Annotated in this window: 21 protein-coding genes, 2 pseudogenes and 1 riboswitch; of the genes and pseudogenes, 12 read left to right on the top strand and 11 right to left on the bottom strand. The window is 71.0% G+C overall.

From position 1 onward, the window contains the following. Window positions 1-108: 108 nt before the first annotated feature. The 10 genes and pseudogenes from clsA to NX794_RS05250 all read left to right on the top strand — a co-directional run. Window positions 109-717 carry a cardiolipin synthase ClsA gene (gene clsA / locus NX794_RS05205; protein ID WP_258776986.1) on the top strand — a complete coding sequence of 203 codons (609 nt, stop codon included), beginning with the start codon at window positions 109-111 and terminating at the stop codon, window positions 715-717. A 114-nt stretch (window positions 718-831) separates the two neighbouring features. Continuing rightward, complete coding sequence (locus NX794_RS05210) at window positions 832-3,327, top strand: mannose-1-phosphate guanyltransferase (RefSeq protein ID WP_258776987.1); 2,496 nt, start codon at window positions 832-834, stop codon at window positions 3,325-3,327. A gap of 168 nt (window positions 3,328-3,495) precedes the next feature. Next, window positions 3,496-4,404: a DUF881 domain-containing protein gene (locus NX794_RS05215; protein ID WP_258776988.1), complete on the top strand. Its 909-nt coding sequence runs from the start codon at window positions 3,496-3,498 to the stop codon at window positions 4,402-4,404. Further along, window positions 4,401-4,733, top strand: coding sequence for a small basic family protein (locus NX794_RS05220; protein WP_003988855.1), 333 nt, complete (start codon window positions 4,401-4,403; stop codon window positions 4,731-4,733). The genes NX794_RS05215 and NX794_RS05220 overlap by 4 nt, the downstream gene beginning before the upstream one ends. Window positions 4,734-4,738: 5 nt before the next feature. Next, the gene (locus tag NX794_RS05225) at window positions 4,739-5,566 is read left to right on the top strand and encodes a DUF881 domain-containing protein (RefSeq protein ID WP_258776989.1); all 828 of its coding nucleotides are present in this window, start codon (window positions 4,739-4,741) and stop codon (window positions 5,564-5,566) included. A gap of 190 nt (window positions 5,567-5,756) precedes the next feature. Further along, window positions 5,757-6,587, top strand: a complete 831-nt coding sequence (locus NX794_RS05230; RefSeq protein WP_258776990.1) for a zinc-ribbon and FHA domain-containing protein — start codon at window positions 5,757-5,759, stop codon at window positions 6,585-6,587. Window positions 6,588-6,632: 45 nt separating this feature from the next. Then, entirely contained in the window at window positions 6,633-7,370 is a 738-nt protein-coding gene (ftsR, locus tag NX794_RS05235; protein WP_258776992.1) for a transcriptional regulator FtsR, read from the top strand. An 86-nt stretch (window positions 7,371-7,456) separates the two neighbouring features. Then, complete coding sequence (locus tag NX794_RS05240) at window positions 7,457-7,930, top strand: bifunctional nuclease family protein (protein ID WP_026281837.1); 474 nt, start codon at window positions 7,457-7,459, stop codon at window positions 7,928-7,930. A gap of 254 nt (window positions 7,931-8,184) precedes the next feature. Next, window positions 8,185-8,826 (top strand): MerR family transcriptional regulator, encoded by a 642-nt coding sequence (locus tag NX794_RS05245; protein WP_258776993.1) that lies wholly within the window; start codon window positions 8,185-8,187, stop codon window positions 8,824-8,826. A 90-nt stretch (window positions 8,827-8,916) separates the two neighbouring features. Beyond that, a pseudogene (locus NX794_RS05250) lies at window positions 8,917-10,242 on the top strand (DNA polymerase IV); the annotation flags it as partial. 731 nt (window positions 10,243-10,973) lie between these two features. Here the strand turns inward: NX794_RS05250 and NX794_RS05255 are convergent. Then, a complete protein-coding gene (locus NX794_RS05255; RefSeq protein ID WP_258776994.1) occupies window positions 10,974-11,345 on the bottom strand; it encodes a PRC-barrel domain-containing protein in 372 nt (123 codons plus the stop codon). Between the two features lie 119 nt (window positions 11,346-11,464). After that, window positions 11,465-11,560: riboswitch (glycine riboswitch) on the top strand. A 173-nt stretch (window positions 11,561-11,733) separates the two neighbouring features. Here NX794_RS05255 and gcvP point away from each other — a divergent pair. Continuing rightward, on the top strand, window positions 11,734-14,619 hold the full coding sequence (gene gcvP, locus NX794_RS05260) for an aminomethyl-transferring glycine dehydrogenase (RefSeq protein ID WP_258776995.1): 2,886 nt from the start codon (window positions 11,734-11,736) through the stop codon (window positions 14,617-14,619). A 67-nt stretch (window positions 14,620-14,686) separates the two neighbouring features. Here the strand turns inward: gcvP and NX794_RS05265 are convergent, their stop codons facing one another. The 4 genes from NX794_RS05265 to modA are packed head-to-tail and all read right to left on the bottom strand — an operon-like array spanning window position 14,687 to window position 18,081. Further along, window positions 14,687-15,106, bottom strand: a complete 420-nt coding sequence (locus NX794_RS05265; RefSeq protein ID WP_258776996.1) for a TOBE domain-containing protein — start codon at window positions 15,104-15,106, stop codon at window positions 14,687-14,689. Window positions 15,107-15,134: 28 nt separating this feature from the next. Further along, a complete protein-coding gene (locus tag NX794_RS05270; RefSeq protein ID WP_258776997.1) occupies window positions 15,135-16,412 on the bottom strand; it encodes an ABC transporter ATP-binding protein in 1,278 nt (425 codons plus the stop codon). Next, window positions 16,409-17,266 (bottom strand): ABC transporter permease, encoded by an 858-nt coding sequence (locus NX794_RS05275; RefSeq protein WP_258776998.1) that lies wholly within the window; start codon window positions 17,264-17,266, stop codon window positions 16,409-16,411. Before NX794_RS05275 ends, NX794_RS05270 begins: the two co-directional genes overlap by 4 nt. Further along, a complete protein-coding gene (modA, locus tag NX794_RS05280; RefSeq protein ID WP_258776999.1) occupies window positions 17,263-18,081 on the bottom strand; it encodes a molybdate ABC transporter substrate-binding protein in 819 nt (272 codons plus the stop codon). The genes NX794_RS05275 and modA overlap by 4 nt, the downstream gene beginning before the upstream one ends. A gap of 201 nt (window positions 18,082-18,282) precedes the next feature. Here modA and NX794_RS05285 point away from each other — a divergent pair. Next, a pseudogene (locus NX794_RS05285) lies at window positions 18,283-18,714 on the top strand (molybdopterin-dependent oxidoreductase); the annotation flags it as partial. Between the two features lie 136 nt (window positions 18,715-18,850). Here the strand turns inward: NX794_RS05285 and NX794_RS05290 are convergent. From NX794_RS05290 to NX794_RS05315, 6 genes are all read right to left on the bottom strand, one after another. Next, window positions 18,851-19,246 (bottom strand): TOBE domain-containing protein, encoded by a 396-nt coding sequence (locus NX794_RS05290; RefSeq protein WP_258777000.1) that lies wholly within the window; start codon window positions 19,244-19,246, stop codon window positions 18,851-18,853. A gap of 92 nt (window positions 19,247-19,338) precedes the next feature. Continuing rightward, on the bottom strand, window positions 19,339-21,291 hold the full coding sequence (locus NX794_RS05295; protein WP_258777001.1) for an APC family permease: 1,953 nt from the start codon (window positions 21,289-21,291) through the stop codon (window positions 19,339-19,341). Between the two features lie 264 nt (window positions 21,292-21,555). Beyond that, window positions 21,556-22,113 carry a hypothetical protein gene (locus tag NX794_RS05300; protein ID WP_258777002.1) on the bottom strand — a complete coding sequence of 186 codons (558 nt, stop codon included), beginning with the start codon at window positions 22,111-22,113 and terminating at the stop codon, window positions 21,556-21,558. Between the two features lie 299 nt (window positions 22,114-22,412). Beyond that, complete coding sequence (locus NX794_RS05305) at window positions 22,413-22,637, bottom strand: hypothetical protein (protein ID WP_258777004.1); 225 nt, start codon at window positions 22,635-22,637, stop codon at window positions 22,413-22,415. 273 nt (window positions 22,638-22,910) lie between these two features. After that, a complete protein-coding gene (locus NX794_RS05310; RefSeq protein ID WP_258777005.1) occupies window positions 22,911-23,117 on the bottom strand; it encodes a DUF5999 family protein in 207 nt (68 codons plus the stop codon). 300 nt (window positions 23,118-23,417) lie between these two features. After that, on the bottom strand, window positions 23,418-24,002 hold the full coding sequence (locus NX794_RS05315) for a hypothetical protein (protein WP_258777006.1): 585 nt from the start codon (window positions 24,000-24,002) through the stop codon (window positions 23,418-23,420). Window positions 24,003-24,248 lie beyond the last annotated feature (246 nt).

Genomic DNA, 24,248 nt, shown 5'->3' on the forward strand with positions numbered 1-24,248 from the left:
TCCTTTTATAGCTCCGGCTCTTGGGCATCCGCCCGAGGGCCGGAGCTTTTTTGCATTGAGGTAGGGTCGGGGAGCATCGTTGGCTCATTTCGCACAGGAGGCCCCCGGGTGGAGGTCCAGGAGACCCGTGTCCAGACAGACCGGGTCCTCACCATCCCCAACGTCCTCAGCATGGCACGGCTCGTTGGCGTACCCCTCTTCCTCTGGCTGATCCTCAGGCCGGAGTTCGGGGGCCCGAACAGCGACGGCTGGGCACTCCTGGTGCTGGCGTTCAGCGGGGTCAGCGACTATCTGGACGGCAAGCTCGCCCGTCGCTGGAACCAGATCAGCAGCCTCGGCCGGCTGCTCGACCCGGCCGCCGACCGGCTGTACGTCCTCTCCACACTGCTCGGACTCACCTGGCGGGAGATCCTGCCGCTCTGGCTGACCGCCCTCCTTCTGGCCAGGGAACTGGTGCTTCTGGTGATGGTGGGCATCCTGCGCCGGCACGGGTACCCGCCGCCGCAGGTGAACTTCCTCGGCAAGGCCGCCACCTTCAACCTGATGTACGCCTTCCCGCTCCTGCTGCTCAGCGACGGAACTGGTGGGATCGCGTCACTCGCCGCCGTTTTCGGATGGGCGTTCGCTTGGTGGGGTACAACCCTGTATTGGTGGGCAGGAGTGTTGTACGTGGTACAGGTCCGCCGTCTGGTGCGGGCGGATGCCATGGCCGAATGAACTCGGCGACTGTCCCGACCCAACGCCTCGATGGCCCGCAGTGGAAATGTGCGGGACAATCTGAACGGGTGAAGTCGGCTAGTCAGTCGTCTCTTGGAGGAGGACGCTTCCGACATGAAGGCCGTCGTGATGGCCGGAGGCGAAGGCACGCGCCTGCGCCCCATGACCTCTAGCATGCCCAAGCCGCTCCTGCCGGTCGCCAACCGGCCGATCATGGAGCACGTGCTGAGGCTGCTCAAAAGGCACGGGCTCAACGAGACCGTCGTCACCGTGCAGTTCCTGGCATCGCTCGTCAAGAACTACTTCGGTGACGGCGAAGAGCTCGGAATGGAGCTCACCTATGCCAATGAGGAGAAGCCACTCGGTACCGCCGGAAGCGTCAAGAACGCCGAGGAGGCGTTGAAGGACGATGCCTTCCTCGTGATCTCCGGCGATGCCCTGACCGACTTCGACCTCACCGAGCTGATCAATTTCCACAAGGAGAAGGGCGCACTGGTCACGGTGTGCCTGACCCGGGTGCCGAATCCGCTGGAATTCGGCATCACCATCGTGGACGAGGAGGGCAAGGTCGAGCGCTTCCTCGAGAAGCCGACCTGGGGCCAGGTCTTCTCCGACACGGTGAACACCGGCATCTACGTGATGGAGCCCGAGGTCTTCAACTACGTCGAGCCCGATGTCCCGGTCGACTGGTCCGGCGATGTCTTCCCGCAGCTCATGAAGGAAGGCAAGCCGATCTACGGCTATGTCGCCGAGGGCTACTGGGAGGACGTCGGCACGCACGAGAGCTACGTCAAGGCCCAGGCCGACGTTCTCGAGGGCAAGGTCAACGTCGACATCGACGGCTTCGAGATCTCCCCGGGCGTATGGGTGGCCGAGGGGGCCGAGGTGCACCCCGACGCGGAGCTGCGCGGCCCGCTCTACATCGGTGACTACGCCAAGGTCGAGGCCGGCGCGGAGATCCGCGAGCACACGGTGGTCGGCTCCAACGTCGTCGTCAAGAGCGGCGCCTTCATGCACAAGGCCGTCGTACACGACAACGTGTATGTGGGGCAGCACAGCAATCTGCGCGGCTGTGTCGTCGGCAAGAACACCGACATCATGCGCGCCGCCCGGATCGAAGACGGCGCGGTCATCGGTGACGAGTGCCTGATCGGTGAAGAATCGATAGTCCAGGGCAACGTCCGGGTCTATCCCTTCAAGACCATCGAGGCCGGCGCGTTCGTCAACACCTCGGTCATCTGGGAGTCGCGCGGTCAGGCCCATCTGTTCGGCGCCCGCGGGGTGTCCGGCATCCTGAACGTCGAGATCACACCGGAGCTGGCGGTGCGGCTCGCCGGCGCCTATGCGACGACCCTGAAGAAGGGGTCCACCGTCACCACGGCCCGTGACCACTCCCGAGGCGCGCGTGCGCTCAAGCGGGCGGTCATCTCGGCGTTGCAGGCCAGCGCCATCGACGTACGCGACCTGGAGAACGTACCGCTGCCCGTGGCCCGGCAGCAGACCGCGCGCGGCAGCGCCGGCGGCATCATGATCCGTACCTCGCCCGGGGTGCCGGACTCGGTCGACATCATGTTCTTCGACGGCAACGGCGCCGATCTCTCCCAGGGCAGCCAGCGGAAGCTGGACCGGGTGTTCGCACGTCAGGAGTACCGGCGGGCGTTCCCGGGCGAGATCGGTGACCTGCACTTCCCGGCGAGCGTGTTCGACTCGTACACCGGCTCGCTGCTGCGGAACGTCGACTCGACCGGGATCAAGGAGTCGGGTCTCAAGGTCGTCGTGGATGCCTCGAACGGCAGTGCGGGTCTGGTACTGCCCAGCCTGCTGGGCAAGCTCGGGGTGGACTCGCTGACCATCAATCCGGGTCTCGACGAGTCCAGGCCCACGGAGACGGCCGAGGTCCGCCGTAACGGTCTGATGCGGCTCGGCGAGATAGTGGCGTCCTCCGGGGCCGCGTTCGGTGTGCGGTTCGACCCCGTCGGCGAGCGGCTGTCGCTCGTGGACGAGAAGGGCCGGATCATCGAGGACGACCGGGCGCTGCTGGTGATGCTGGACCTGGTGGCCGCCGAGCGGCGCAGCGGCCGGGTGGCCCTGCCGGTCACGACGACCCGGATCGCCGAGCAGGTGGCCGCGTACCACGGCACCCAGGTGGAGTGGACGACGACCTCGCCCGACGACCTCACGCGCGTGGGCGGCGAGGAAGGCACCATCTTCGGCGGTGACGGCAAGGGCGGCTTCATCGTCCCCGAGTTCAGCAGTGTCTACGACGGCACCGCCGCCTTCGTACGGTTGATCGGTCTGGTGGCGCGGACCCAGCTCACCTTGAGCCAGATCGACGCCCGGATCCCGCGGGCGCACGTCCTCAAGCGGGACCTGGCGACGCCGTGGGCGGTCAAGGGCCTGGTCATGCGGCGGGTCGTCGAGGAGGCGGGGGACCGCTCCGTCGACACCACCGACGGCGTGCGGGTCGTGGAGGCGGACGGCCGTTGGGTGATGGTGCTGCCCGACCCGGCCGAGGCCGTCACTCATTTGTGGGCCGAGGGGCCGGACGACGCCTCGGCGCAGGCCCTGCTCGACGAGTGGTCGGCGGTCGTGGACAGCGCCGGCCGGTAGCGCCCGAAAGGGCCCTGGCGAGGGCCTTCGTCACGCCGTCCCCGAGGTCCGGGGGCGGCGTGACGTGCTGTACGCGTGCGTGCCGGACACGTCTCCCCAGGGGGGCCGGCCCGGCACGCCGGTGGGGCCATTCGGAGGTACTGGTCGCGACATGCGACGATGTGCGGCATGCCGCAGCAACCCCCCGTTCGGAGCAGCCCCGCAGGGTCGCGGCGCCCGGACGCCTCCATGTCGTTGATCACCAACGTCATGGACCACAGCCTCGACGACGGATACGCCGAGGCCGCCGCCCGCAGGAAGGCCCAGGGCGAGAGCGGGCTGCCCAAGACGCTCCGGGCGCGGCTGGGTCTCGCGGCCGGGCTCGTGCTGGCGGCGCTGGTCGTGACCGTAGGGGCGGCGCAGGCCCGGGTGGCGGCTCCCGTGGTGGCCAAGGAGCGCCAGGAACTGATCGACCGCATCGACGGCGAGACCGCGGCCGCGGACAAGCTGGAGGGATCCGTCGACAGGCTGCGCGACGAGGTGGCCGCGCGGCAGCGGGCGGCCCTGCGGTCGACCGGCGGCAGCGCCGAGGCCGACCTGGTGGGCGTGCTGTCCGGTGCGACCTCCGTGCACGGGCCGGGCGTCAAGCTCGTCGTGAACGACGCCAAGGAGGCCAGCAGCGGTGGTGGCGGGAGCAATCCGCGGGAGACCTCGGGGTTCTCCGACACCGGCCGGGTCCGCGACCGGGACATGCAGCGGGTGGTCAACGGCCTGTGGGCGTCCGGGGCCGAGGCCGTGGCCGTCAACGGGCAGCGGCTGACCGCCCTGTCCGCGATCAGGGCCGCGGGTGACGCGATACTGGTCGACAACAAGCCGCTGGTGCCGCCGTACACGGTGCTCGCGGTGGGGGACGGGGAACGGCTGAGCACTCGGTTCCAGAACAGCGCCGACGGGCTGTACCTGCACGCCCTGGAGCAGAACTACGGCATCCGCGCCACCATCTCCACCGAGGGTGACGTCAGTTTGCCGGCCGCACCGAGTGTGATCGTCCGCACCGCACAGCCGACCACCGAGAAGACTGAGAAGGGCACATCGTGATCGCCGTACTGGGCCTCGTCGTGGGAGTCGTGGCCGGACTGTTGGTCCGGCCCGAGGTTCCGGCGGTCGTCGAGCCTTACCTGCCGATCGCCGTCGTCGCGGCGCTGGACGCCGTCTTCGGCGGTCTGCGAGCCATGCTCGACGGCATCTTCGACGACAAGGTCTTCGTGGTGTCGTTCCTGTCGAACGTGGTCGTCGCCGCCCTGATCGTCTTCCTGGGCGACAAGTTGGGTGTGGGCGCGCAACTGTCCACGGGTGTCGTCGTGGTCCTGGGCATCCGGATCTTCTCCAATGCCGCGGCCATCCGGCGGCACGTGTTCCGGGCGTGAGTCTCATGAGCGACCAGAACGAGCAGCCGGAGAACTGGCTGCGCAGGGAACTGCCGGACGAGGTGCCCGTGCCGGTGCCCGCGCCCGCGCCCGAGCCGCCCCGGGAATCGGTGACGGGCCGGCAGCGGCTGGTCAAGGGACTGTGGCCGCCGCGCGTCACCCGCGCCCAACTCATCGTCGCCCTGCTGCTGTTCGGCCTCGGTTTCGGTCTGGCCGTGCAGGTGGCCTCCAACAGCGACAGCGACAGCGCGCTGCGCGGCGCACGCCAGGAGGATCTTGTCCGCATCCTCGATGAACTGGATTCGCGTACGCAGCGTCTTCAGGACGAGAAGCAGGGACTGGAGAAGCAGCGGCAGGAGTTGCAGAGCAGTTCCGATCAGGCCGCGGAGGCGCGCAAGCAGACGGCCGAGAAGGAACGGCAACTCGGCATCCTCGCGGGCACCGTGGCGGCTCAGGGTCCTGGCATCACGATGACGATCGAGGACACGAAGGGGACGGTCAAGGCGGACATGCTGCTCGACGCGATCCAGGAACTGCGCGCGGCCGGCGCGGAGGCGATCCAGGTCAACGGCGTGCGGGTGGTGGCGAACAGCTACTTCACGGACTCGGGGAAGTCGGTGAGCGTCGACGGGAACAAGATCAACGCTCCCTATCGTTTCAAGGTCATCGGCAAGCCGCAGGATCTGGAGCCCGCGTTGAACATCCCGGGGGGCGTGGTGCAGAGCGTGGAGAAGGAGCAGGCCACGGTGACCGTGGAGCAGACGGACAAGATCGTCGTGGACGCCTTGCGGCAGCCGAAGCGGCCTGACTACGCTCGGTCGTCCTCCCAGTGAACCGCCGGTGCATGGGGGCCGTCCGACAGGGGCATGAGGTTGCGGGGGGTCGGCGCATCGAAGGGGTGGTGCGTGATGGAAACTGTTTGGTGGATACGGACGTTGTGAAGATGTCCGGCTCGGCCGGTGTAGGCATTCTGGGTTCGTCCTGCCCCACGGGCGGGTCTGTTTCGGTCAAGGGGAATCGCCCGTGAAGTTGTTTGCGAAGTTGTTCGGCAAGAGCGCGCGAGAGGGCGGCGACAACGCGACCGCCCGCCATCGCGCCCAGCCTGACGCGGAAGGTCGGCGCCCGCTGTTCCGGGACCAGGTCGCTGGTCCGGGCGGTGACATTTCCGGTGGTCAGGGCGCGGCGTCTGTTGACCCTGCCCAGTCCGGCGGCATAGGTTTCGGGCAACCGTCAACCTCAGGTACGGGTGGAGGGTTCGCCTCCGGACCGTACGCGTCCCATGCCCCGGCGGGGCAGCCGCGGCAGGAGGATCCGTCGATGCCGGTCCTGGTGTGTACGAGGTGCGGTAACCGCAACGCGGAGAACGCCCGCTTCTGCTCCAACTGCGGCGCGCCGCTGCGCCCCGGTGTGGTGCCCGAGCGTGCCTCCGAGACGACGTCCACCATCTCGATCTCCGGGCTTGAGGCGTACGACTCCGAGGTGACCGGCCAGACCGTGCTGCCGACGCTCTCCCCGGAGGCGCAGGCCGCGGTGGACGCGCTGCCGCTGGGCTCGGCGTTGCTGGTGGTGCGCCGGGGGCCGAACTCGGGCAGCCGCTTCCTGCTGGACAGCGACCTGACCACGGCCGGCCGGCACCCGCAGAGCGACATCTTCCTGGACGACGTGACGGTCTCGCGTCGCCATGTGGAGTTCCGCCGCTCCCCGGACGGTTCGTTCACCGTGGCCGACGTCGGCAGCCTGAACGGCACGTACGTGAACCGCGAGCGGATCGACCAGGTCGCTCTGGCCAACGGTGACGAGGTGCAGATCGGCAAGTACCGGTTGGTGTTCTACGCGAGCCGGCAGGGCATCTGACCCGCCCCCGGACCGGCGTCCGGGGGGCAACCCCAGGGAAGGTCCATGCTTCAACCACCGAGCGGCGGTGCCGGAAGCGGTACCGCCGCCAGGGACAGTGGACTGATGAGCATCGGCACGGTGCTCAACGAGCTGCGCGAGGAGTTCCCCGAGGTCACCATCTCCAAGATCCGCTTCCTGGAGGCGGAGGGCCTGGTCGAGCCGCGGCGCACCCCGTCGGGGTACCGCAAGTTCAGCGCCCGGGACCTGGAGCGACTCGGGCACGTTCTGCGGATGCAGCGAGACCACTATCTGCCGCTCAAGGTCATCCGGGAGCACCTGGACGCGATGGAGCGCGGCGAGGCCGTTGCGTTGCCGCTGGTGGGGCGCCAGCGCACCCCGGACGACGCGCCGCGGTCCACCGAGGGGCGCACCGTGGCCCGGGTGGGCAGGTCCGAGCTGCTGGCGGCCGCGGGGATCGGTGAGGGCGACCTGGCGGAGTGGGAGTCGTACGGACTCATCGCACCCCTCGGGGACGGGGTGTACGACGCCGAGGCGGTCACCGTGGCCTCTCTCGTCGCCGAGCTGGGCCGGTTCGGTATCGAGCCACGCCATCTGCGGGTGATGAAGGCCGCCGCCGACCGGGAGGCCGGTCTGGTGGACCAGGTGGTGGCCCCGCTCAGGCGCCACCGCAATCCGCAGACCAGGGCGCATGCCGAGGCCCGCGCCAAGGAGCTGGCGGCGCTCGCGGTGAAGCTGCACGCGGCCCTGGTGCAGACGGCGCTCGGCGTGCGTCTGCCCTAGTCGCCGAGGGTTGCCGGGCGGCCGGATCGGTCAGCTGTTCCCGGCCCGACTACCCAAACGTCCCGAGCACGGCCTAGGGTTGCTGTGTGAACGAGCTCGATGTCGTAGGTGTCCGGGTCGAAATGCCCTCCAACCAACCGATCGTGCTCCTGCGCGAAGTGGGGGGCGACCGGTATCTCCCCATCTGGATCGGGCCTGGGGAGGCCACGGCGATCGCCTTCGCCCAGCAGGGCATGGCGCCTGCGCGGCCACTGACCCACGACCTGTTCAAGGACGTGCTGGAGGCCGTCGGCCAGGAACTGACCGAAGTCCGCATCACCGATCTGCGGGAAGGCGTCTTCTACGCCGAGCTGGTCTTCGCCAGCGGTGTCGAGGTCAGCGCCCGTCCCTCCGATGCCATAGCGCTGGCCCTGCGCACCGGCACGCCGATCTACGGCAGTGACGGGGTGCTGGACGACGCGGGCATCGCCATTCCGGACGAGCAGGAGGACGAGGTGGAGAAGTTCCGTGAGTTCCTCGACCAGATCTCGCCCGAGGACTTCGGCTCCAGCAGCCAGTGACCGCCCCGCCGGGGCGGGGCTCGTCGGGTGCCGGTCACGGCGTCGGCGCGCCGTCGGCTCGCGGGCAATTGCCACCGGCCATTGAGAGCGTCGTCCGACCCGCCGCGAGGGCATTCGGCTAGCCTTTCCCCGCGGTGGGGCACGAAAAACCACTCCTAGGGTGATTATCACTCGGCGTGCCGAGTGTGGCGATCGTTGACGCACCCCTGGTGACTGCCTACCGTCGAGAAGGCAGGTCAAGGACGGAGGTCGGCGTGAGAACCAGCGGCGACGGTACGGCTGGGGGTGCTCCCGTGCGGGGTTTCGGGGAGAGCGGTCCGTACCCGGTTCACGGCGACGCTGTGGATCACGCTCCGCAGCGGCCGACGGCGGTGCCGAACGGCGGAGGGGCGGCCATGGCGTCCGAGGAGATCGGCTATCGCGGGCCCACGGCCTGCGCCGCGGCCGGCATCACCTACCGGCAACTCGACTACTGGGCCCGTACGGGTCTCGTGGAGCCCAGCGTGCGGCCCGCCTACGGCTCGGGCACCCAGCGGCTCTACAGCTTCCGGGACGTCGTCGTCCTGAAGATCGTGAAGCGGTTTCTGGACACCGGGGTGTCCCTGCAGAACATCCGCACGACCGTCCAGCACCTTCGCGAGCGCGGTTTCCGCGATCTGGAGCGAATGACGCTGATGAGCGACGGCGCCACCGTGTACGAGTGCACCTCGCCGGACGAGGTCCACGCATTGCTCCAGGGCGGCCAGGGCATCTTCGGGATCGCCGTGGGCGTGGTGTGGCGGGACGTGGAGAGCGCCCTCTCCCAGCTGCACGGCGAGCGGATCGACTCCGGCGAGACGCTGGTCGGGCACAACCCGGCGGATGAGCTGGCACGGCGTCGCAACCGCGCGGTCTGACGGTGCCTGACCGCGTGGTCTGACTGCCCGGGGGCGCCTGCCCGCGCCGGTGCCACCGCATTGTCAGTGCCGTGGTGCAGCATCGGTGGTGTGAGAAACGCGCCCACGATCCTGCATCTCGACATGGATGCCTTCTTCGCCTCGGTGGAGCAGGCCTCCAAGCCGAGCCTGCGCGGGAAGGCGGTCGTCGTGGGCGGGCTCGGGCCGCGCGGGGTGGTGGCCACCGCGTCGTACGAGGCGCGGGTCTTCGGGGTGCACTCGGCGATGCCCATGGCCCAGGCCCGCCGGCTGGCGCCCAACGCCGCGTATCTCGTGCCGCGCTTCGCCGTCTACCGGTCGATCAGCGAGCAGGTGATGGCACTGCTGCGGGAGCTGTCGCCGCTGGTCGAGCCGCTCAGCCTGGACGAGGCGTTCGTGGACCTGGAGGCCGGGGGGAGCGCTCGGGACGAGGAGTCGGCGCGGCGGGTGGGGGCGGCGCTGCGGACCGACATCCGTGCCGTCACGGGGCTCACCGGGTCGGTGGGGCTGGCCGCCTCCAAGATGCTCGCGAAGATCGCCTCGGAGCAGGCCAAGCCGGACGGTCTGGTGCTGATCGAGCCGGGGACCGAGCGGGAGCTGCTGGGGCCGATGTCGGTGCGGACCTTGCCGGGCGTGGGCCCCGCCACCGGGGACCATCTGCGCCGGGCCGGGATCACCACGGTCGGGGAACTGGCCGAGGCGGGAGAGGACGAGCTGGTCCGGCTGGTCGGGAAGGCGCACGGGCACGGGCTCTACGCGATGGCGCTGGCCCGCGACGAGCGGGCGGTGGTGGCCGAGCGCGAGGCCAAGTCGGTGTCGGTGGAGGACACGTACGACGTCGACATCCACGACCGGTTGCGGGTGGGCCTGGAGGTGCGGCGGCTGGCCGACCGGTGTGTACGGCGGCTGCGGGAAACGGGGCTGTCCGGGCGGACCATCGTGCTGAAGGTACGGCGGTACGACTTCTCGACGCTGACCCGTTCCGAGACGCTGCGGGGGCCGACGGACGATCCGGCGGTGATCCGGGAGGCGGCGGCGCGGCTGCTGGACTCCGTGGACACGACGGGCGGGGTACGGCTGCTCGGCGTGGGGGCGACCGGGCTCGCCGACTACACGCAGGAGGACCTGTTCGCGCAGGCGGCCGGGGAGGGGGCGGAGGGGGAGCTCGCGGAGGACACCGTGCCCGAGGCGGTGGCCGAGACGCCGGCGGCCGAGGAGCGGCGGTGGCGGGCGGGGCAGGACGTGCGGCACGTGGAGTGGGGGCCCGGGTGGGTGCAGGGGAGTGGGCTGGGGCGGGTGACGGTGCGGTTCGAGACGCCGCAGTCCCCTCCGGGGCGGGTGCGGACGTTCTTGGTCGAGGATCCTCTGTTGTCGCCGGGTGAGGCGTTGCCGTTGGTACGGGGTCTTGCCCACCCGCCCACCCGTCTCGCCCAGCCGGACGCTGACCCTCACGGGGCTCCGCCCCGGACCCCCGGGCAAGGGGCAGGATCTTGTAAGGGCACCCGGTGCGGTGGTGAGGCGGACGGGCCTGCCCACCCGCCCGCCCGTCTCGCCCAGCTGGAAGCCGACCGTCACGGGGCTCCGCCCGGGACCCCGGAGGAAGAGCCGGAGTGTTGCGAGGGCACCCGGTGCGGGAGCGAGGCGGGCAGGCCTGCCCACCCGCCCGCCCGCCTCGGTCAGCCGGAAGCCGACCGTCACGGGGCTCCGCCCCGGACCCCGGGGGAAGGGGCGCGGTGTAGCGAGGGCGTCCGGTGTGGTGGTGAGGCGGACGGGCCTGCCGACCCGCCCACCCGTCTCGGTCAGCCGGACGCCCACCCTCATGGGGCTGCGCCTCGGACCCGGGAGGAAGGGGCGGAGTTTGGTCGAGCAGGGGTCGTGCCTCGGCGTCAGGACGGTGTGGGTACGGGTCCTGTGGCGGGCTGTGGTGTCTCGGGTGGGGGTGCGCGACCGTGACGCGGGCAGGGGCGTGAGGGCCGGGGCTGGGGCCTGACTCGGGACCCCGATGCCGTGGGTGGGGGCCCGGAGTCGTTGCGGGCGGCGGTTGTCTTGCGCAGGGGCTGTGGTTCCGGGGTGCCGTGGGGCGGTCCGCTGAAGCAGCGGTGTGCGGGGTGGGTCTGCCCGGCGGGTCTTCAGGGTTCCTCTGTGCCTGCCAGGTGGCCGAAGTCGCGGTCGGGGAAGTCGGGGGGTGCGGCGGTGTCCAGGCCGTAGTGGTGGTAGAGCTGGAGTTCCTGTTCGGGGGAGAGGTGGCGGCCCACGCCGAAGTCGGGGGCGTCCTTGATCAGGGCGCGTTCGAAGGGGACCCGCAGAGTGCCGTCGATCAGCTCGCTGGGCTCCAGGGGGACGAACGCGTCCCGGGAGAACAGGCCGGTGCGTATCGCCGCCCACTCGGGGACACCGGTGGCGTCGTCGAGGTACACCTCGTCGATGGTGCCGATCTTGGTGCCGTTGCGGTCGAACGCCTTGCGGCCGATCAGGTTGCGCGGATCGATGTCGGTCTGCACGGTCCCTCTCCCTCCACTTGGTCGCAACTCATCCGTAAGCACTACAAAAGAGCAGATTCAAGCGGGCGGCCACTCGAAAGTCCGGGCATTGACCCCGCTGGTAGGCTGACAGCGGCTGCTGACCCCGTGCGGGAGAGTCCTCCGACCCACCTCGGAGGCGCCGAAGGAGCAAATCCTCCCCGGAATCTCTCAGGCCCACGTACCGCACGGACGAGGTCACTCTGGAAAGCGGGGCGGGCGTCGACGGCGTCCGCTCTCACCGACGGGGAAAGCCGGGTCCCTCGGGCACCGGTGAAGCTCTCAGGTTGTGATGACAGAGGGGGAGGCCGTCGGGGCACCCGCGCCGTGGTGCCCCCCGAAGGTCGCGTCAGACCAGGAGGCCTCCGCAATGACCGCCCCTCGCATTCCGCTCTCCGAGCTCGAACAGGGCATCCCCTTCGAGCAGCGCCACATCGGGCCCGACCAGGAGGCGCGGGCCAAGATGCTCGCGCAGGTCGGCTACGGCTCCCTCGACGAGCTGACCGCCGCCGCGGTGCCGGACGTGATCAAGAACGCCGACTCCCTGGACCTGCCGGGTGCCCGCAGCGAGGCCGAGGTGCTGGCCGAGCTGCGCTCCCTGGCCGACCGCAACCAGGTCCTCGGCTCCATGATCGGCCTGGGCTACCACGGGACGTTCACCCCGCCGGTCATCCTGCGCAACGTCATGGAGAACCCCTCCTGGTACACCGCCTACACGCCGTACCAGCCGGAGATCTCCCAGGGCCGTCTCGAAGCGCTGCTGAACTTCCAGACGATGGTCGCCGACCTCACCGGACTGCCCACCTCCGGTGCCTCCCTGCTGGACGAGGGCACGGCCGCCGCCGAGGCGATGGCGCTGTCCCGGCGCATGGGCAAGAACAAGAAGGGTCTGTTCCTGGTCGACGCGGACGCCCTGCCGCAGACCATCGCCGTGATCCAGACCCGCGCCGAGCCGACCGGCGTCGAGGTCGTCGTCGCCGACCTCGGCGACGGCATCCCGGCCGAGGTCGCCGGCCGGGAGATCAACGGCGTGCTGATCCAGTACCCGGGCGCCTCCGGTGCCGTACGCGACATCAGGCCCGTCATCGAGCAGGCGCACGAGCTGGGCGCCGTCGTCACCGTGGCCGCCGACCTGCTCGCACTGACCCTGCTGACCTCGCCGGGCGAGCTGGGCGCGGACATCGCCGTCGGCACCACCCAGCGCTTCGGCGTCCCGATGGGCTTCGGCGGGCCGCACGCCGGCTACATGGCGGTGCAGGAGAAGTTCGCGCGCAGCCTGCCTGGGCGTCTCGTAGGCGTCTCCGTCGACGCGGACGGCCACAAGGCCTACCGTCTCGCGCTGCAGACCCGTGAGCAGCACATCCGCCGCGAGAAGGCCACCAGCAACATCTGTACCGCGCAGGTGCTGCTCGCCGTCATGGCCGGCATGTACGCCGTCTACCACGGTCCCGAGGGGCTGCGCTCCATCGCGTGGCGCACCCACCGCTACGCCACGATCCTCGCCGAGGGCCTCAGGGCCGGCGGCGTCGAGGTCGTGCACGGCGCCTACTTCGACACCGTCACCGCGCGCGTGCCCGGCCGGGCCGCCGAGGTCGCCGCCGCCGCCCGGGACAACGGGACCAACCTGCGTCTCGTCGACGCCGACCACGTCTCCGTGGCCTGCGACGAGACCACCGACCGCCCGCTGCTCGGCGCCGTGTTCACCGCGTTCGGCGTCGAGGGCGACATCGAGGCCCTCGACGCGGCGGCCGGGGAGGCCCTGCCCGAGGCGCTGCTGCGCAGCGACGACTTCCTTACCCACCCGGTCTTCCACGAGCACCGCTCCGAGACCGCGATGCTCCGCTACCTGCGCAAGCTCGCCGACCGGGACTACGCGCTCGACCGCGGCATGATCCCGCTGGGCTCCTGCACCATGAAGCTCAACGCGACCACCGAAATGGAGCCGGTCACCTGGCCGGAGTTCGGCGCACTGCACCCCTTCGCGCCGGCCGAGCAGGCCGAGGGCTACCTCACCCTGATCCGCGAGCTGGAGGAACGTCTCGCCGAGGTCACCGGCTACGACAAGGTCTCCCTCCAGCCGAACGCCGGCTCCCAGGGCGAGCTGGCCGGTCTGCTCGCCGTACGCGGCTACCACCGTGCCAACGGCGACGAGCAGCGCACCATCTGCCTGATCCCGTCCTCCGCGCACGGCACCAACGCGGCCAGCGCGGTGATGGCCGGCATGAAGGTCGTCGTCGTCAAGACCGCCGAGGACGGCGAGATCGACGTCGAGGACCTGCGGGCGAAGATCGAGAAGCACCGCGACGAGCTGGCCGTGCTGATGATCACCTACCCGTCGACGCACGGCGTGTTCGAGGAGCACGTCGCCGACATCTGCGCCCAGGTGCACGAGGCGGGCGGTCAGGTCTACGTCGACGGCGCCAACCTCAACGCGCTGGTCGGTCTCGCCAAGCCGGGCCACTTCGGCGGCGACGTCTCCCACCTGAACCTGCACAAGACCTTCTGCATCCCGCACGGCGGCGGCGGCCCCGGCGTCGGCCCGGTCGCGGTCCGCTCGCACCTGGCGCCTTACCTGCCGAACCACCCGCTCCAGCCGGCGGCCGGCCCGGAGACGGGCGTCGGCCCGATCTCGGCGGCGCCGTGGGGCTCCGCGGGCATCCTGCCGATCTCCTGGGCGTACGTGCGGCTCATGGGCGGCGAGGGCCTCAAGCGCGCCACCCAGGTGGCCGTGCTCTCCGCCAACTACATCGCCAAGCGGCTGGAGCCGCACTACCCCGTGCTCTACACCGGCCCCGGCGGCCTGGTCGCGCACGAGTGCATCATCGACCTGCGCCCGCTGGCCAAGGCGACCGGCGTCAGCGTGGACGACGTGGCCAAGCGCCTGATCGACTACGGCTTCCACGCCCCGACCATGTCCTTCCCGGTGGCCGGCACGCTGATGATCGAGCCGACCGAGTCGGAGGACCTCGCCGAGCTGGACCGGTTCTGCGAGGCGATGATCGCCATCCGCGCGGAGATCGAGAAGGTCGGCGCCGGCGAGTGGCCCGCGGACGACAACCCGCTGTGCAACGCCCCGCACACCGCCGCCGCGCTCGGCGGCGAGTGGACGCACGCGTACAGCCGCGAGGAGGCCGTCTTCCCGGGCGGTGTCTCGGTGGCCGACAAGTACTGGCCGCCGGTGCGCCGTGTGGACCAGGCCTACGGCGACCGCAACCTGGTGTGCTCCTGCCCGCCGCTGGACGCGTACGAGGACTGAGTCGGCAGCCGTGGCCGAGGGCCCGTCCGGAAACCGGGCGGGCCCTCGGGCGTCTCTCCGTCCGGCGCTACGCCGTCGCGAGGGAGACCTCGGTCGCCTTGATGAGGGCGACCACGTCGGAGCCGACGAAGAGGCCGAGGTCGGCGGCGGCCTCCTTGGTGATGGCCGCGGTCAGTTCGCCGCCGGGCACCGAGACCTTGACCGTGGCCATGACGGCGCCGGTGGTGAGGCCGATGATCGCACCGGGCAACTGGTTGCGGATCGACAGACCCTCGACGCGGTGGGTGGCGAGCGAGACCTCCGTCGACTTCACCAGGGCGCGCACGGGCGTGCCGGGGGCGAGGGCGAGGTCCTTGGCGGCCTCCAGGGTGATGGCGGAGGTGATGTTCTGGCCGCCGTCGAGGTGAACTCCGACGGTGGCCATGGCCTCGCCCGTGTTGACCGTCGTGACGGTGCCGTGCAGTTGGTTGCGGATGCTCATGGTCATGGGCACCCACCGTACGGGGCGAGCCTGCTCAGGCGGGGTACGCGTGGGTCTGCGTCGCCTTGACCGTCGCCCAGACCGGTGCGCCGGGGCGCAGGTCGAGTTCGGCCGCCGCGACCGTGGTGAGGTCGGCGGCGAGCGGGAGTTCGCCGGTCAGGTCGGCGCGGATCTGGTCGCCGTGCGTCTCCAGGCCGCCGACCTCGCAGCGCCAGAGGTTGCGGGCGCCGGCCCCGGCCGGCCGCTCCCGGAAGAGGTTCACGGCGGACGGCGGGAACGCGACGAACGCCGGGCCCGACAGCGCCTCCGTGGTGGTGATCGAGGGGCCGGAGTCGAGCCGTACGGTGTGCCCCTCGGCGTGGCCGCGGTAGAGGTTCAGGCCGACGAGCTGGGCGATGTAATCGGTGCGGGGGCGGCGGGCGATGTCGGTGGGCGTGCCGTGCTGGACGATCCGGCCGTGCTCGACGACCACCAGGCGGTCGGCGAGCACCATGGCGTCCAGCGGGTCGTGCGTGACCAGGACGGCGACGGCCTCGAACTCATTGAGATGGCGGCGGAGCTGGGCGCGGATCTCCAGACGGGTACGGGCGTCCAGGGCCGCGAGCGGTTCGTCCAGGAGGAGCAGGCGGGGGCTGGTCGCCAGGGCGCGGGCGAGGGCGACGCGTTGGGCCTGGCCGCCGGAGAGGCGGCGGGGTTTGGCGCCGGTGTGGTCGGCGAGGCCCATGCGGGTGAGCCATTCCGTGGCCTGGGCGCGGGCCTCGGACTTGCTCGCGCCGTGGCAGCGGGGGCCGAAGGCGACGTTGTCCAGGGCGGAGAGGTGGGGGAAGAGCAGGTAGTCCTGGAAGACGACGCCTACGGGGCGGGACTCCGGGGGTGTGCGCTCCAAGGGGGTGCCGTCCAGCCGCAGGTGACCGGCCGTGAGGGGGACCAGGCCGGCCAGGGCGCGCAGGGCGGTGGTCTTGCCGGCGCCGTTGGGGCCGAGCAGGGCGAGGACGTCCCCTGGGGCGGCGGTGAGCTCTATGTCGAGGCTGAACGCTCCGCGGTCGACCACGAGGTGGGCGTCGAGGCCGGCGGGTCGGTGCGGGGCCGTGGGCCGGCCTTCGGCCGGATTGGGGTTCCCACCCGCACCACCCGTATCGGTTTCGTGGTCGGGTGCGGGTGGCCCTAGTGGGGTGGGAGCGCCGTCGGCGGCTGCGGGTGGCGTGTCCGGGCCGTCGGTGCGGCGCGGGGGCATGCGCCGGCCTTCGGCGGGGTTGGGGGTCCCGTCGGTGGGGGACGGGTCGGCGTCGGTGGGGTGGTGGGGGTTGGTCATGAGGCTGTCATCCAGCGGTCTCTGAGGCCTGCCAGTACCGCGATGGAGACCGCCAGGAGGACCAGGCTGAGGGCGATCGCGGCGTCGGGGTCGTTCTGGAGGGCCAGGTAGACGGCCAGCGGCATGGTCTGGGTGCGGCCGGGGAAGTTGCCCGCGAAAGTGATCGTCGCGCCGAACTCGCCCAGCGCCCGCGCCCAGGCCAGGACCGCGCCCGCCGCGATACCCGGCGCGATCAACGGCAGCGTGACCCGGCGGAACGCGGTGAAGCGGGACGCGCCGAGCGTGGTGGCCGCCTCCTCGTAGCGTGGGTCGGCGGCGCGCAGGGTGCCCTCGACGCTGATGACCAGGAACGGCATCGCGACGAACGCCTCGGCGATGATCACTCCGGTGGTGGTGAACGGCAGCGTGATCCCGAACCAGGCGTCCAGCCACTTGCCGACGATGCCGTTGCGGCCCAGGGCCAGCAGCAGGGCGACACCGCCCACGACCGGCGGCAGCACCAGGGGCAGGGTGACCAGCGCGCGGAGCAGGCCCCGGCCGGGGAACTCGGTGCGGGCCAGCAGCCAGGCCAGCGGCACCCCGAGGACGAGGCTCACGGCGGTCGCCGCGGTGGCCGTGATCAGGGACAGCTGGAGCGCCTGCCACACCTCGGGGCTGGTCAGCTGCTCGGGCAGGCCTCGCCAGGGCGCCCGTACGAGCAGGGCGAGCAGCGGGACCAGGAGGAAGGCCAGGCCCAGCAGGCCGGGAACCAGCAGGGGCAACGGCACGCCGCGCCGGGCCCCGGTACCGACACGGCGCCGCCGCGGCCGGTCCGTGCGGGGACCGGCCGCGGCGGGCTTGTCGAGCGAGGTCACGGCTTGAGGAACCCGGCCTGGCTCAGCACCTTCTGGCCCTCGGCGGAGCGCACGAGGGCGATGAACGCCTTGGCCGCCTCGGCGTTCGGGGCGTTCTTCAGCAGGGCGATCGGGTAGTCGTTGATCGCGTCGGCGGACTCGGGGAACTCCACGCCCTCCACCTTGTCACCCGCGGCGTGCACATCGGTCTTGTAGACGACCGCCGCGTCGGCCTCCTTCAGCTCCACCTTGGTCAGGGCGCCCTTGACGTCCTGCTCGTAGGAGACCGGGGTGAGCTTGAGCTTGCTGGCGTCGAGGGCCTTCTGCGCGGCGGCGCCGCACGGCACGGTCTTGTCGCACAGCACGACCTTCAGACCGGACCCGGTGAGATCCTTCAGGGAGTCCACCTTGTGCGGGTTGCCCGGCACGGTGGCGATCTCCAGCTGGTTGCGGACGAAGGTGGCCGGGGTGCCGACCGCGTCCTTCTTGTCCGTCACGATCGCCATGGTCTTGGGGCTGGCGGCGGCGAACACGTCCGCCGGGGCACCGCCGGTGATGTTCGCGGCCAGGGTGTCGCTGCCGCCGAAGTTGAAGGTGACCTTGGTGCCCGGGTGCTCGCTCTCGAACTTCTTGCCCAGGGTGGTGAAGCTCTCCTGGAGGGAGGCGGCCGCGAACACGTTGACCGTGCCGGACAGCTTCGGGGAGGCCGACGAGGCCGTGGCGCCGGAATCCTTCTCGGAGTCGGACGACGAGGAGCAGGCGCTGAGTGCCATCAGGGCAGCGGCTCCAGCGCCGGCCAGCTGAAGCGTCCGGGTCCGGCGCACGGAACGGGTCATCACGGTTCTACTCCTCGGGTCCTTGGAACATCTGTCGCGCCCTGCCGGCCCAACTACGGCCGTGCGGCGATGATACTGCCGCATCTGCCACCTGTAAGTCTCCTGTCACATCGCATGAGCTGCACACTCGCGACGTCCGGGTCGCATGTGCGTTTGTACGGTGCTCCCGCGCGGGTACGGTCCAGCCGGAGGTGGTCGACGGTGACGCTCGCGGAAGTCGCCCTGACCGGCGATCTGCTACGACCCGCCCGGCTGACCGTGCCGGATCTGCTCCGCTGGCCCCAGCACCGGGCGGACGTCAGCTTCGAGTGCGCGACCAGCGGCACCCAGCACCACCGCTTCACCGGCCCGCGCCTGTACGACGTCCTCGCCGACGCCGGACCCGGATACGACCCGGTACGGCGCAAGGACCGGCTGCGGTTCCTGATCGCGGTCCTCGGCACCGACGGTCACCGCGCGGTGCTGTCCTGGGCCGAGATCGACCCGGACTTCGCGCACGCGCCCGTCCTGCTCGCGGTCGGCATCGACGGCACCCCGCTGGACGCGGCCGGACCCCAACTGGTGTTGCCCCAGGACCGGTGCGGGGCGCGGCACATCAGCGGGATCACCGGAATCCGGGTGGACGGCGGTTACCGCTTCGAGGCGGCGGCGACCCCGCCGAAGGCCCTGGAGGCCACGCACCCTGCTCCGGAAGCCGCGCACCCCGCCCCGGAGGCCACGTACCCCGCCCCCGTGGCCGCCGCCTCCTGAGCAGAACGCGCGACATTGGTCAGAGGCGGTCGATGTGCACGTTGGTGGACTTCACGCGTGCGGTGGCCTCCATGCCGACCTCCAGGCCGAGTTCCTCGACCGCCTCCCGGGTCAACAGCGACACCAGCCGGTGCGGGCCCGCCTGGATGTCCACCTGGGCGGCGACGTCGCCCAGCTTGATCGCGGTGACGATCCCGGGGAAGGCGTTGCGCACGGAGGTGTAGGAGGGGTCCTCGTCGCCGCCGCCGGCCTTGGCGAGTTCGACGGAGAACGCGGCCAGGTCCCGGCCGTCGATGAGACGCCGTCCGGCCTCGTCGCGGTGGGTGGCCACCCGGCCCGCGTCGGCCCAGCGGCGGGCGGTGTCGGGGCTGACGCCGAGCAGCCGTGCCGCCTGGCCGATCGTGTAGGACTGCATACCGGCCACGATAGGGCCGGCGGCCGGGAACCACGGCCATGGGGGTGCCGGCACACGCGGGCGGCAAGCGGTGACCACAGGTGCCGGTGCGCTCAGCCCGTGTGCACGCGCGGCCGGCGTTCGCGGTCCGGCTCCGCCTCGCGCAGCACCTCGCGGGTGACCGGGGCGACCTCGCCCTGGCCGAAGAGGAAGAAGCGCAGGAAGTTGGCGAACGGGCCGCCCTCGGTCCACTCGAAGTAGATGTGCGGGGTGCAGCCGGTGATGTCCCGGACGTGCAGCAGCAGCGCGGCGAGGGCGTTCGGGATGGAGGCGGACTCCAGGGTGAGCACCCGGTAGCGGTCGTGCAGCACCTCGCCGCGCACCGTCAGACCCGCCTCGAACTCGGACGGGTCGGTGACCGTGACCTCGACGAAGACGAAGTCGTCCTGCTCGGGCATGTCGTTGTCGGCGCGGATCTGCTCGACCTTGTCGCGGTACTCGGCCTTGTCACGGTGGTCCGGTTCGTTGGCGATGAACCGCATCTTGCGGCTCGCCATGTCCCGGATGAAGCGCTGTGCCAGCGGGTCGAGCGTCACGCTGGTCACGCGCAGCTCGAAGGCGCGGGCCAGGCGGGACAGCAGCGACACCAGGATGATGCCGGCGATGAAGCAGGCGCCGATCTTCACACCGTCCGGGCGCTCGATGACGTTCACGACCGTCGTGTAGAGGAACACGGCGGAGATCACGGCGAACGCGATGGTCCAGCCCCGTTGGCCGGCCTTGCGCGCGGCGATGGTCACGGCGATCGCGGCGGAGCTGATCAGCACCAGCACACCGGTGGCGTAGGCGCCGCCCTGCTTGTCGACGTTGGCGTCGAAGATCCAGGTGACCAGGAACGCGATCAGGGTGAAGACGATGACCATCGGGCGCACCGCGCGGGCCCAGTGCGGGGCCATGCCGTAGCGGGGCAGGTAGCGCGGCATCAGGTTGAGCAGACCGGCCATGGCGGAGGCGCCGGCGAACCAGAGGATGGCGATGGTCGAGACGTCGTAGACCGTGCCGAAGGCGCTGCCGAGGTACTCGTGCGCGAGGAAGGCGAGCGCGCGGCCGTTGGCCTGGCCGCCGGGCTTGAACTCGTTCTCGGGGATGAGCAGCGTGGTGATGAAGCTGGTGGTGATCAGGAAGCAGCTCATCACGATCGCGGCGGTGGTGAGCAGTTTCTTGGTGTCCCTGATGCGGCCTCGCGGGTGCTCCTCGGTGTCGCCGGGGTCGCCCTTCACATGGGGCATGACGGCGACGCCGGTCTCGAAGCCGGACAGGCCGAGGGCGAGCTTCGGGAAGACGATCAGAGCCACACCGATCATCACGAACACGTTGCCGTGCTCGGCGGTCAGGGCGTTGCTCCAGTCGGTGATCACATGGCCGGCGGTGACGACGTGCCACAGTCCCGTGATCACGACGACGAGGTTGAGCGCCAGGTAGATGCCGACCAGGGCGACCGCGACGCCGATCGCTTCCAGGAAGCCCTTGAGGAAGACCGCGCCGAGCAGCGCCACCAGGATGAGCGTGATCACCATCTGGTGGCCCTGCAACGTGCTGGTCAGGTGCGGGTTCTCCACCAGGTGGGTGGAGGCGTCGGCCGCGGAGAGGGTGATGGTGATCAGGAAGTCGGTGGCGGCGAAGCCCAGCAGGGTGAGCACGAACAGCTTGCCCTGCCAGAACGACAGCAGCCGCTCCAGCATCGCGATGGAGCCCTCGCCGTGCGGGCTCTCCTCGGAGACCCGGCGGTAGACCGGCAGGGCGCCGGCCAGGGTGACGATCACGAGCACGATGGTGGCGATCGGGGACAGCAGGCCGGCCGCGAGGGCCGCGATACCGGGCTGGTAGCCGAGGGTGGAGAAGTAGTCGACGCCGGTCAGGCACATCACCCGCCACCAGCGCTGTCCCCGGTGCGGGGGCTCCGGTTCGGCGTGCGGACCGGTGTGCCCGCCGTTCTTGCCCATGTCGGACAGCCCTTGGAGCATCCAGGTGCGCAGGCGACTGGGAGGGCGCTCGGTCGTGGCCATCGGCGTGCTCCTGAGATGTGACTCCGCTGTTTCCGGCCATCACGCGGACGGCGGCACCAGCGTATGCAGAGAGTGACGTCAGGGCCCACGCATCAAGGGGCCTGGGGGCGTCAAACTTGCGTTAAGAATGGCCCGGGAACGCGGCCACCGCATCAAGAAGGCGAGGCCGGGGGTGTGCCGGGCGGAGCGGGGCCGTACGGATGACGGTGGCTGGAGCTGCCCGGCGACCAGCGACCCTGCGTCATCTCCCGAGCCGTCGAGGCCTCACTCCAGACCGGACTCCCGGAACGCGCCCAGTGCCGCGGCGGTGTCCAGACGGCGGGCGAGACGGTGCAGCGCGGTCGTGCCGGACAGCAGGGTTCCGGCGGCCTCGGCGGCACGGGCACCCTCAGCGAGCCGGTACCAGAGACCGGGATTGCGGACGAGCACCTCGGGGTCGATCTCGATCCGGTTGCCGAGGGCGTCGCGCAGGATGAGGCGCTGGGTCACACCCTCCTCCGGACGTACGGCGGTCAGCAGGTCGGTGCGGACCCGGCGGGTACGCAGCAGCCGGCGGGTGGCGAGCCAGCCAGGGCCGGCCGACACCCGGGCCGGGAACAGGACGAGCAGGAGCAGCAGGGCCAGGACGAGCCACAGGCCGGCCCGCCACCAGCTCAGGGAGCCGGCCGCGCCGTCGATGAGGAGCAGCAGCGCGAAGAGCCCGGCGGCGCAGCCGGCGGCGGTGCGCACGTCGTCCGCCCAGTCGCGGTCGCTCACCTCGCGGACCGGGCCGGCGGGAGGTACGGGCCGCGTCCGGGGGCGGGTGTCGTCTCGGTGCTCCATGGGTTCGACGGTAGTCACTCCCGGCCCCGGCGCGCGCCGGCCGCAGGCACCTTGACGGCGTGCTGACGCCGTGGGGGCCGTCCTTGACGCGCCGGCAACACCGGCCGGCGGGCGCGCGGTCACCGTCCCCGGGTGTCCAGGCGCGGATGCCAGGAGGTGCGCCGGCGGACGGCCGACAACGCGGACTCGGGCGGGGAGGGCGGGACGGCCGGCACCGGGCAGGCGGCGTGGGCGAGGCAGTGCCGGGGGACCCGGCGCGGAGAAGGCGCGCCGGAGTCCTCGCCGTCCCGCGCCCACCATCAGCAGGTCGACCTCCCGGTCGGCGGTCGCCAGCAGTGCCCGGCCCGGGTGCCGCGGACGATGACGGCGTGGGTCGGCACACCTGGCCCCGGGGTGCCGAAGATCTCGCCCAGGACCGCCGCGAGCCGCTGCTTGGCGAGCCGCTGCCACTCCTCGGTCAGCAGGCCGGCATGCAGGCCGTGCCGCTCCGCCGGATCAGCGCCGGGCGGTTCCCGGGCCGGCACCGCCACAGCTTCCCCCAGCCGCCGGACCCGGCCGGACGACTGCCGCGGACGGGTCCGGCGGCATGGGCCTCTCCTGCCATCCCACTCCCACGCGGGCCATCCCACTCCCATGCGGGCGATTCGACCAGCCAGGGGAGGGGGAGGGGACGTCAACCTGCCGAGGCGGGCGCTCCGATTCCGTACGGCTACCGATTGTGACCGACATCGGACACACGTCGGGGCCGGTGCGCACCGAGTGTGTGCGGCCGGCCCCTCAGGTCGTACGCGCCCTGCTCAGGCGGCGGTCATCACGTGCTCCGCACCGAGCGGGCGGTGCGGAGCGATGACCCGGCCGTCGGGCAGCAGCTCGCCGGTGTCCTCGAACTGCAGGACGCCGTTGCACAGCAGGCTCCAGCCCTGCTCCGGGTGGTGCGCCACGAGGCGGGCGGACTCCCGGTCGGCGGACTCTGCTTGCGGGCACGGCGGTTGATGCTGGCACATGGGCGGGATCTTTCGCTGGGTCGTGGTCATGTCCGTCCCCCGTGGTGACAAGTCGGTCGGAACCAAGTGTTGCCCTCTGGGCGTCGTTCCGCAGGTATTTCGCAGCACCGCTTCTCACAGGTTGAGGACGCGTCACCCGAGCGGACGGTTCAGTCCAACTGCACTGTCTCTTCGGGTGGTTTACGGTGGCCGGAACGGGCTAGTCACAGCGGCTCAGCCCACGGTGCACATCGGCCTGCCCCTTCTCGCGCACGGCGGTGCCCCGCCGTCCGTGCGGACGGCGGGGCACCGATGGCGGGTTCAGGCGGGCGAGCCGAGCAGCGGGACGGTGGTCGCTCTGAGGGAGAGCACCGGGAGCAGTTCGGCGACGCGGAACGGCCGGTGCGCCGAGATACCGGGCGGTGCGGGGGCCAGCGGGATGAGCAGGTCGGTCGCCGCCGGATGCCCCGCCGCGCCGTCGCAGGCGCAGTCGCCGTGCAGCCACAGGGTGAGCATGTACAGCCCGGGCAGGGACAAAAGCCTTGCCTGGTACGGCTGTTGGAGCACCTCGGCCTGTTGCAGGGCGCGTTCGGTCGAGGCGACGTAGGGGCCCTCGAAGAAGTGCGAGAAGGCCCAGCCGTCCGGGGTGAGCATGGTCTCCGCCGCGGCCACCGCCCGGCCGTCACAGCGGATCAGGAAACGCCAGCCGGCCAGCCGGGTCGCGGTCAGGCCTTGCGCGGTGATCCGGTCCAACACGTGTACGGGCAACGGGAGTTCAGGTGTCACCGGGCCCTGAGCGGCGCGCAGGGAGGGGGTCGGCGCCTCACGGACCGCGGTGGGCGAGTCCAGGGCGGTGAGGACGGTGCGCAGGGCGGGCGCGGGGGCAGGGGGCACGTGCAGCGGCATGTGGGTCGCCTCTCATTCGACAGGCGCGGCGGCGCGAGGAGGGTGGGGCGGACGGCGCTGTCTGCTCACGGAAAGGCGTGAGGGGTGGGGGCCCGGGTCGGTGAACGAAAGTGCGGCTCGTCCTGCCGTCCGTCAGGGTGACGGCCGGAACACGGCAGGAACCAGGACCGAGGGCGCCAACCTTCTGCCTTGTGGGCGAAGTTTATATGACGGATGTTCGACCGTTGTTTCAGCTATCCCATGCCG

This window comes from Streptomyces pyxinicus, from assembly GCF_024753135.1.
Taxonomy (GTDB): Bacteria; Actinomycetota; Actinomycetes; order Streptomycetales; family Streptomycetaceae; genus Streptomyces; species Streptomyces pyxinicus.

Coding starts and splice junctions, on each gene's coding strand:
- gcvP (WP_258776995.1), top strand. CDS start 11,734: ATGACCGCCCCTCGCATTCCGCTCTCCGAGCTCGAACAGGGCATCCCC.
- NX794_RS05315 (WP_258777006.1), bottom strand. CDS start 24,002: ATGCCGCTGCACGTGCCCCCTGCCCCCGCGCCCGCCCTGCGCACCGTC.
- NX794_RS05265 (WP_258776996.1), bottom strand. CDS start 15,106: ATGACCATGAGCATCCGCAACCAACTGCACGGCACCGTCACGACGGTC.
- NX794_RS05210 (WP_258776987.1), top strand. CDS start 832: ATGAAGGCCGTCGTGATGGCCGGAGGCGAAGGCACGCGCCTGCGCCCC.
- modA (WP_258776999.1), bottom strand. CDS start 18,081: ATGACCCGTTCCGTGCGCCGGACCCGGACGCTTCAGCTGGCCGGCGCT.
- ftsR (WP_258776992.1), top strand. CDS start 6,633: ATGCTTCAACCACCGAGCGGCGGTGCCGGAAGCGGTACCGCCGCCAGG.
- NX794_RS05295 (WP_258777001.1), bottom strand. CDS start 21,291: ATGGCCACGACCGAGCGCCCTCCCAGTCGCCTGCGCACCTGGATGCTC.
- NX794_RS05290 (WP_258777000.1), bottom strand. CDS start 19,246: ATGCAGTCCTACACGATCGGCCAGGCGGCACGGCTGCTCGGCGTCAGC.
- NX794_RS05270 (WP_258776997.1), bottom strand. CDS start 16,412: ATGACCAACCCCCACCACCCCACCGACGCCGACCCGTCCCCCACCGAC.
- NX794_RS05225 (WP_258776989.1), top strand. CDS start 4,739: ATGAGCGACCAGAACGAGCAGCCGGAGAACTGGCTGCGCAGGGAACTG.
- NX794_RS05310 (WP_258777005.1), bottom strand. CDS start 23,117: ATGTGCCAGCATCAACCGCCGTGCCCGCAAGCAGAGTCCGCCGACCGG.
- NX794_RS05300 (WP_258777002.1), bottom strand. CDS start 22,113: ATGGAGCACCGAGACGACACCCGCCCCCGGACGCGGCCCGTACCTCCC.
- NX794_RS05215 (WP_258776988.1), top strand. CDS start 3,496: ATGCCGCAGCAACCCCCCGTTCGGAGCAGCCCCGCAGGGTCGCGGCGC.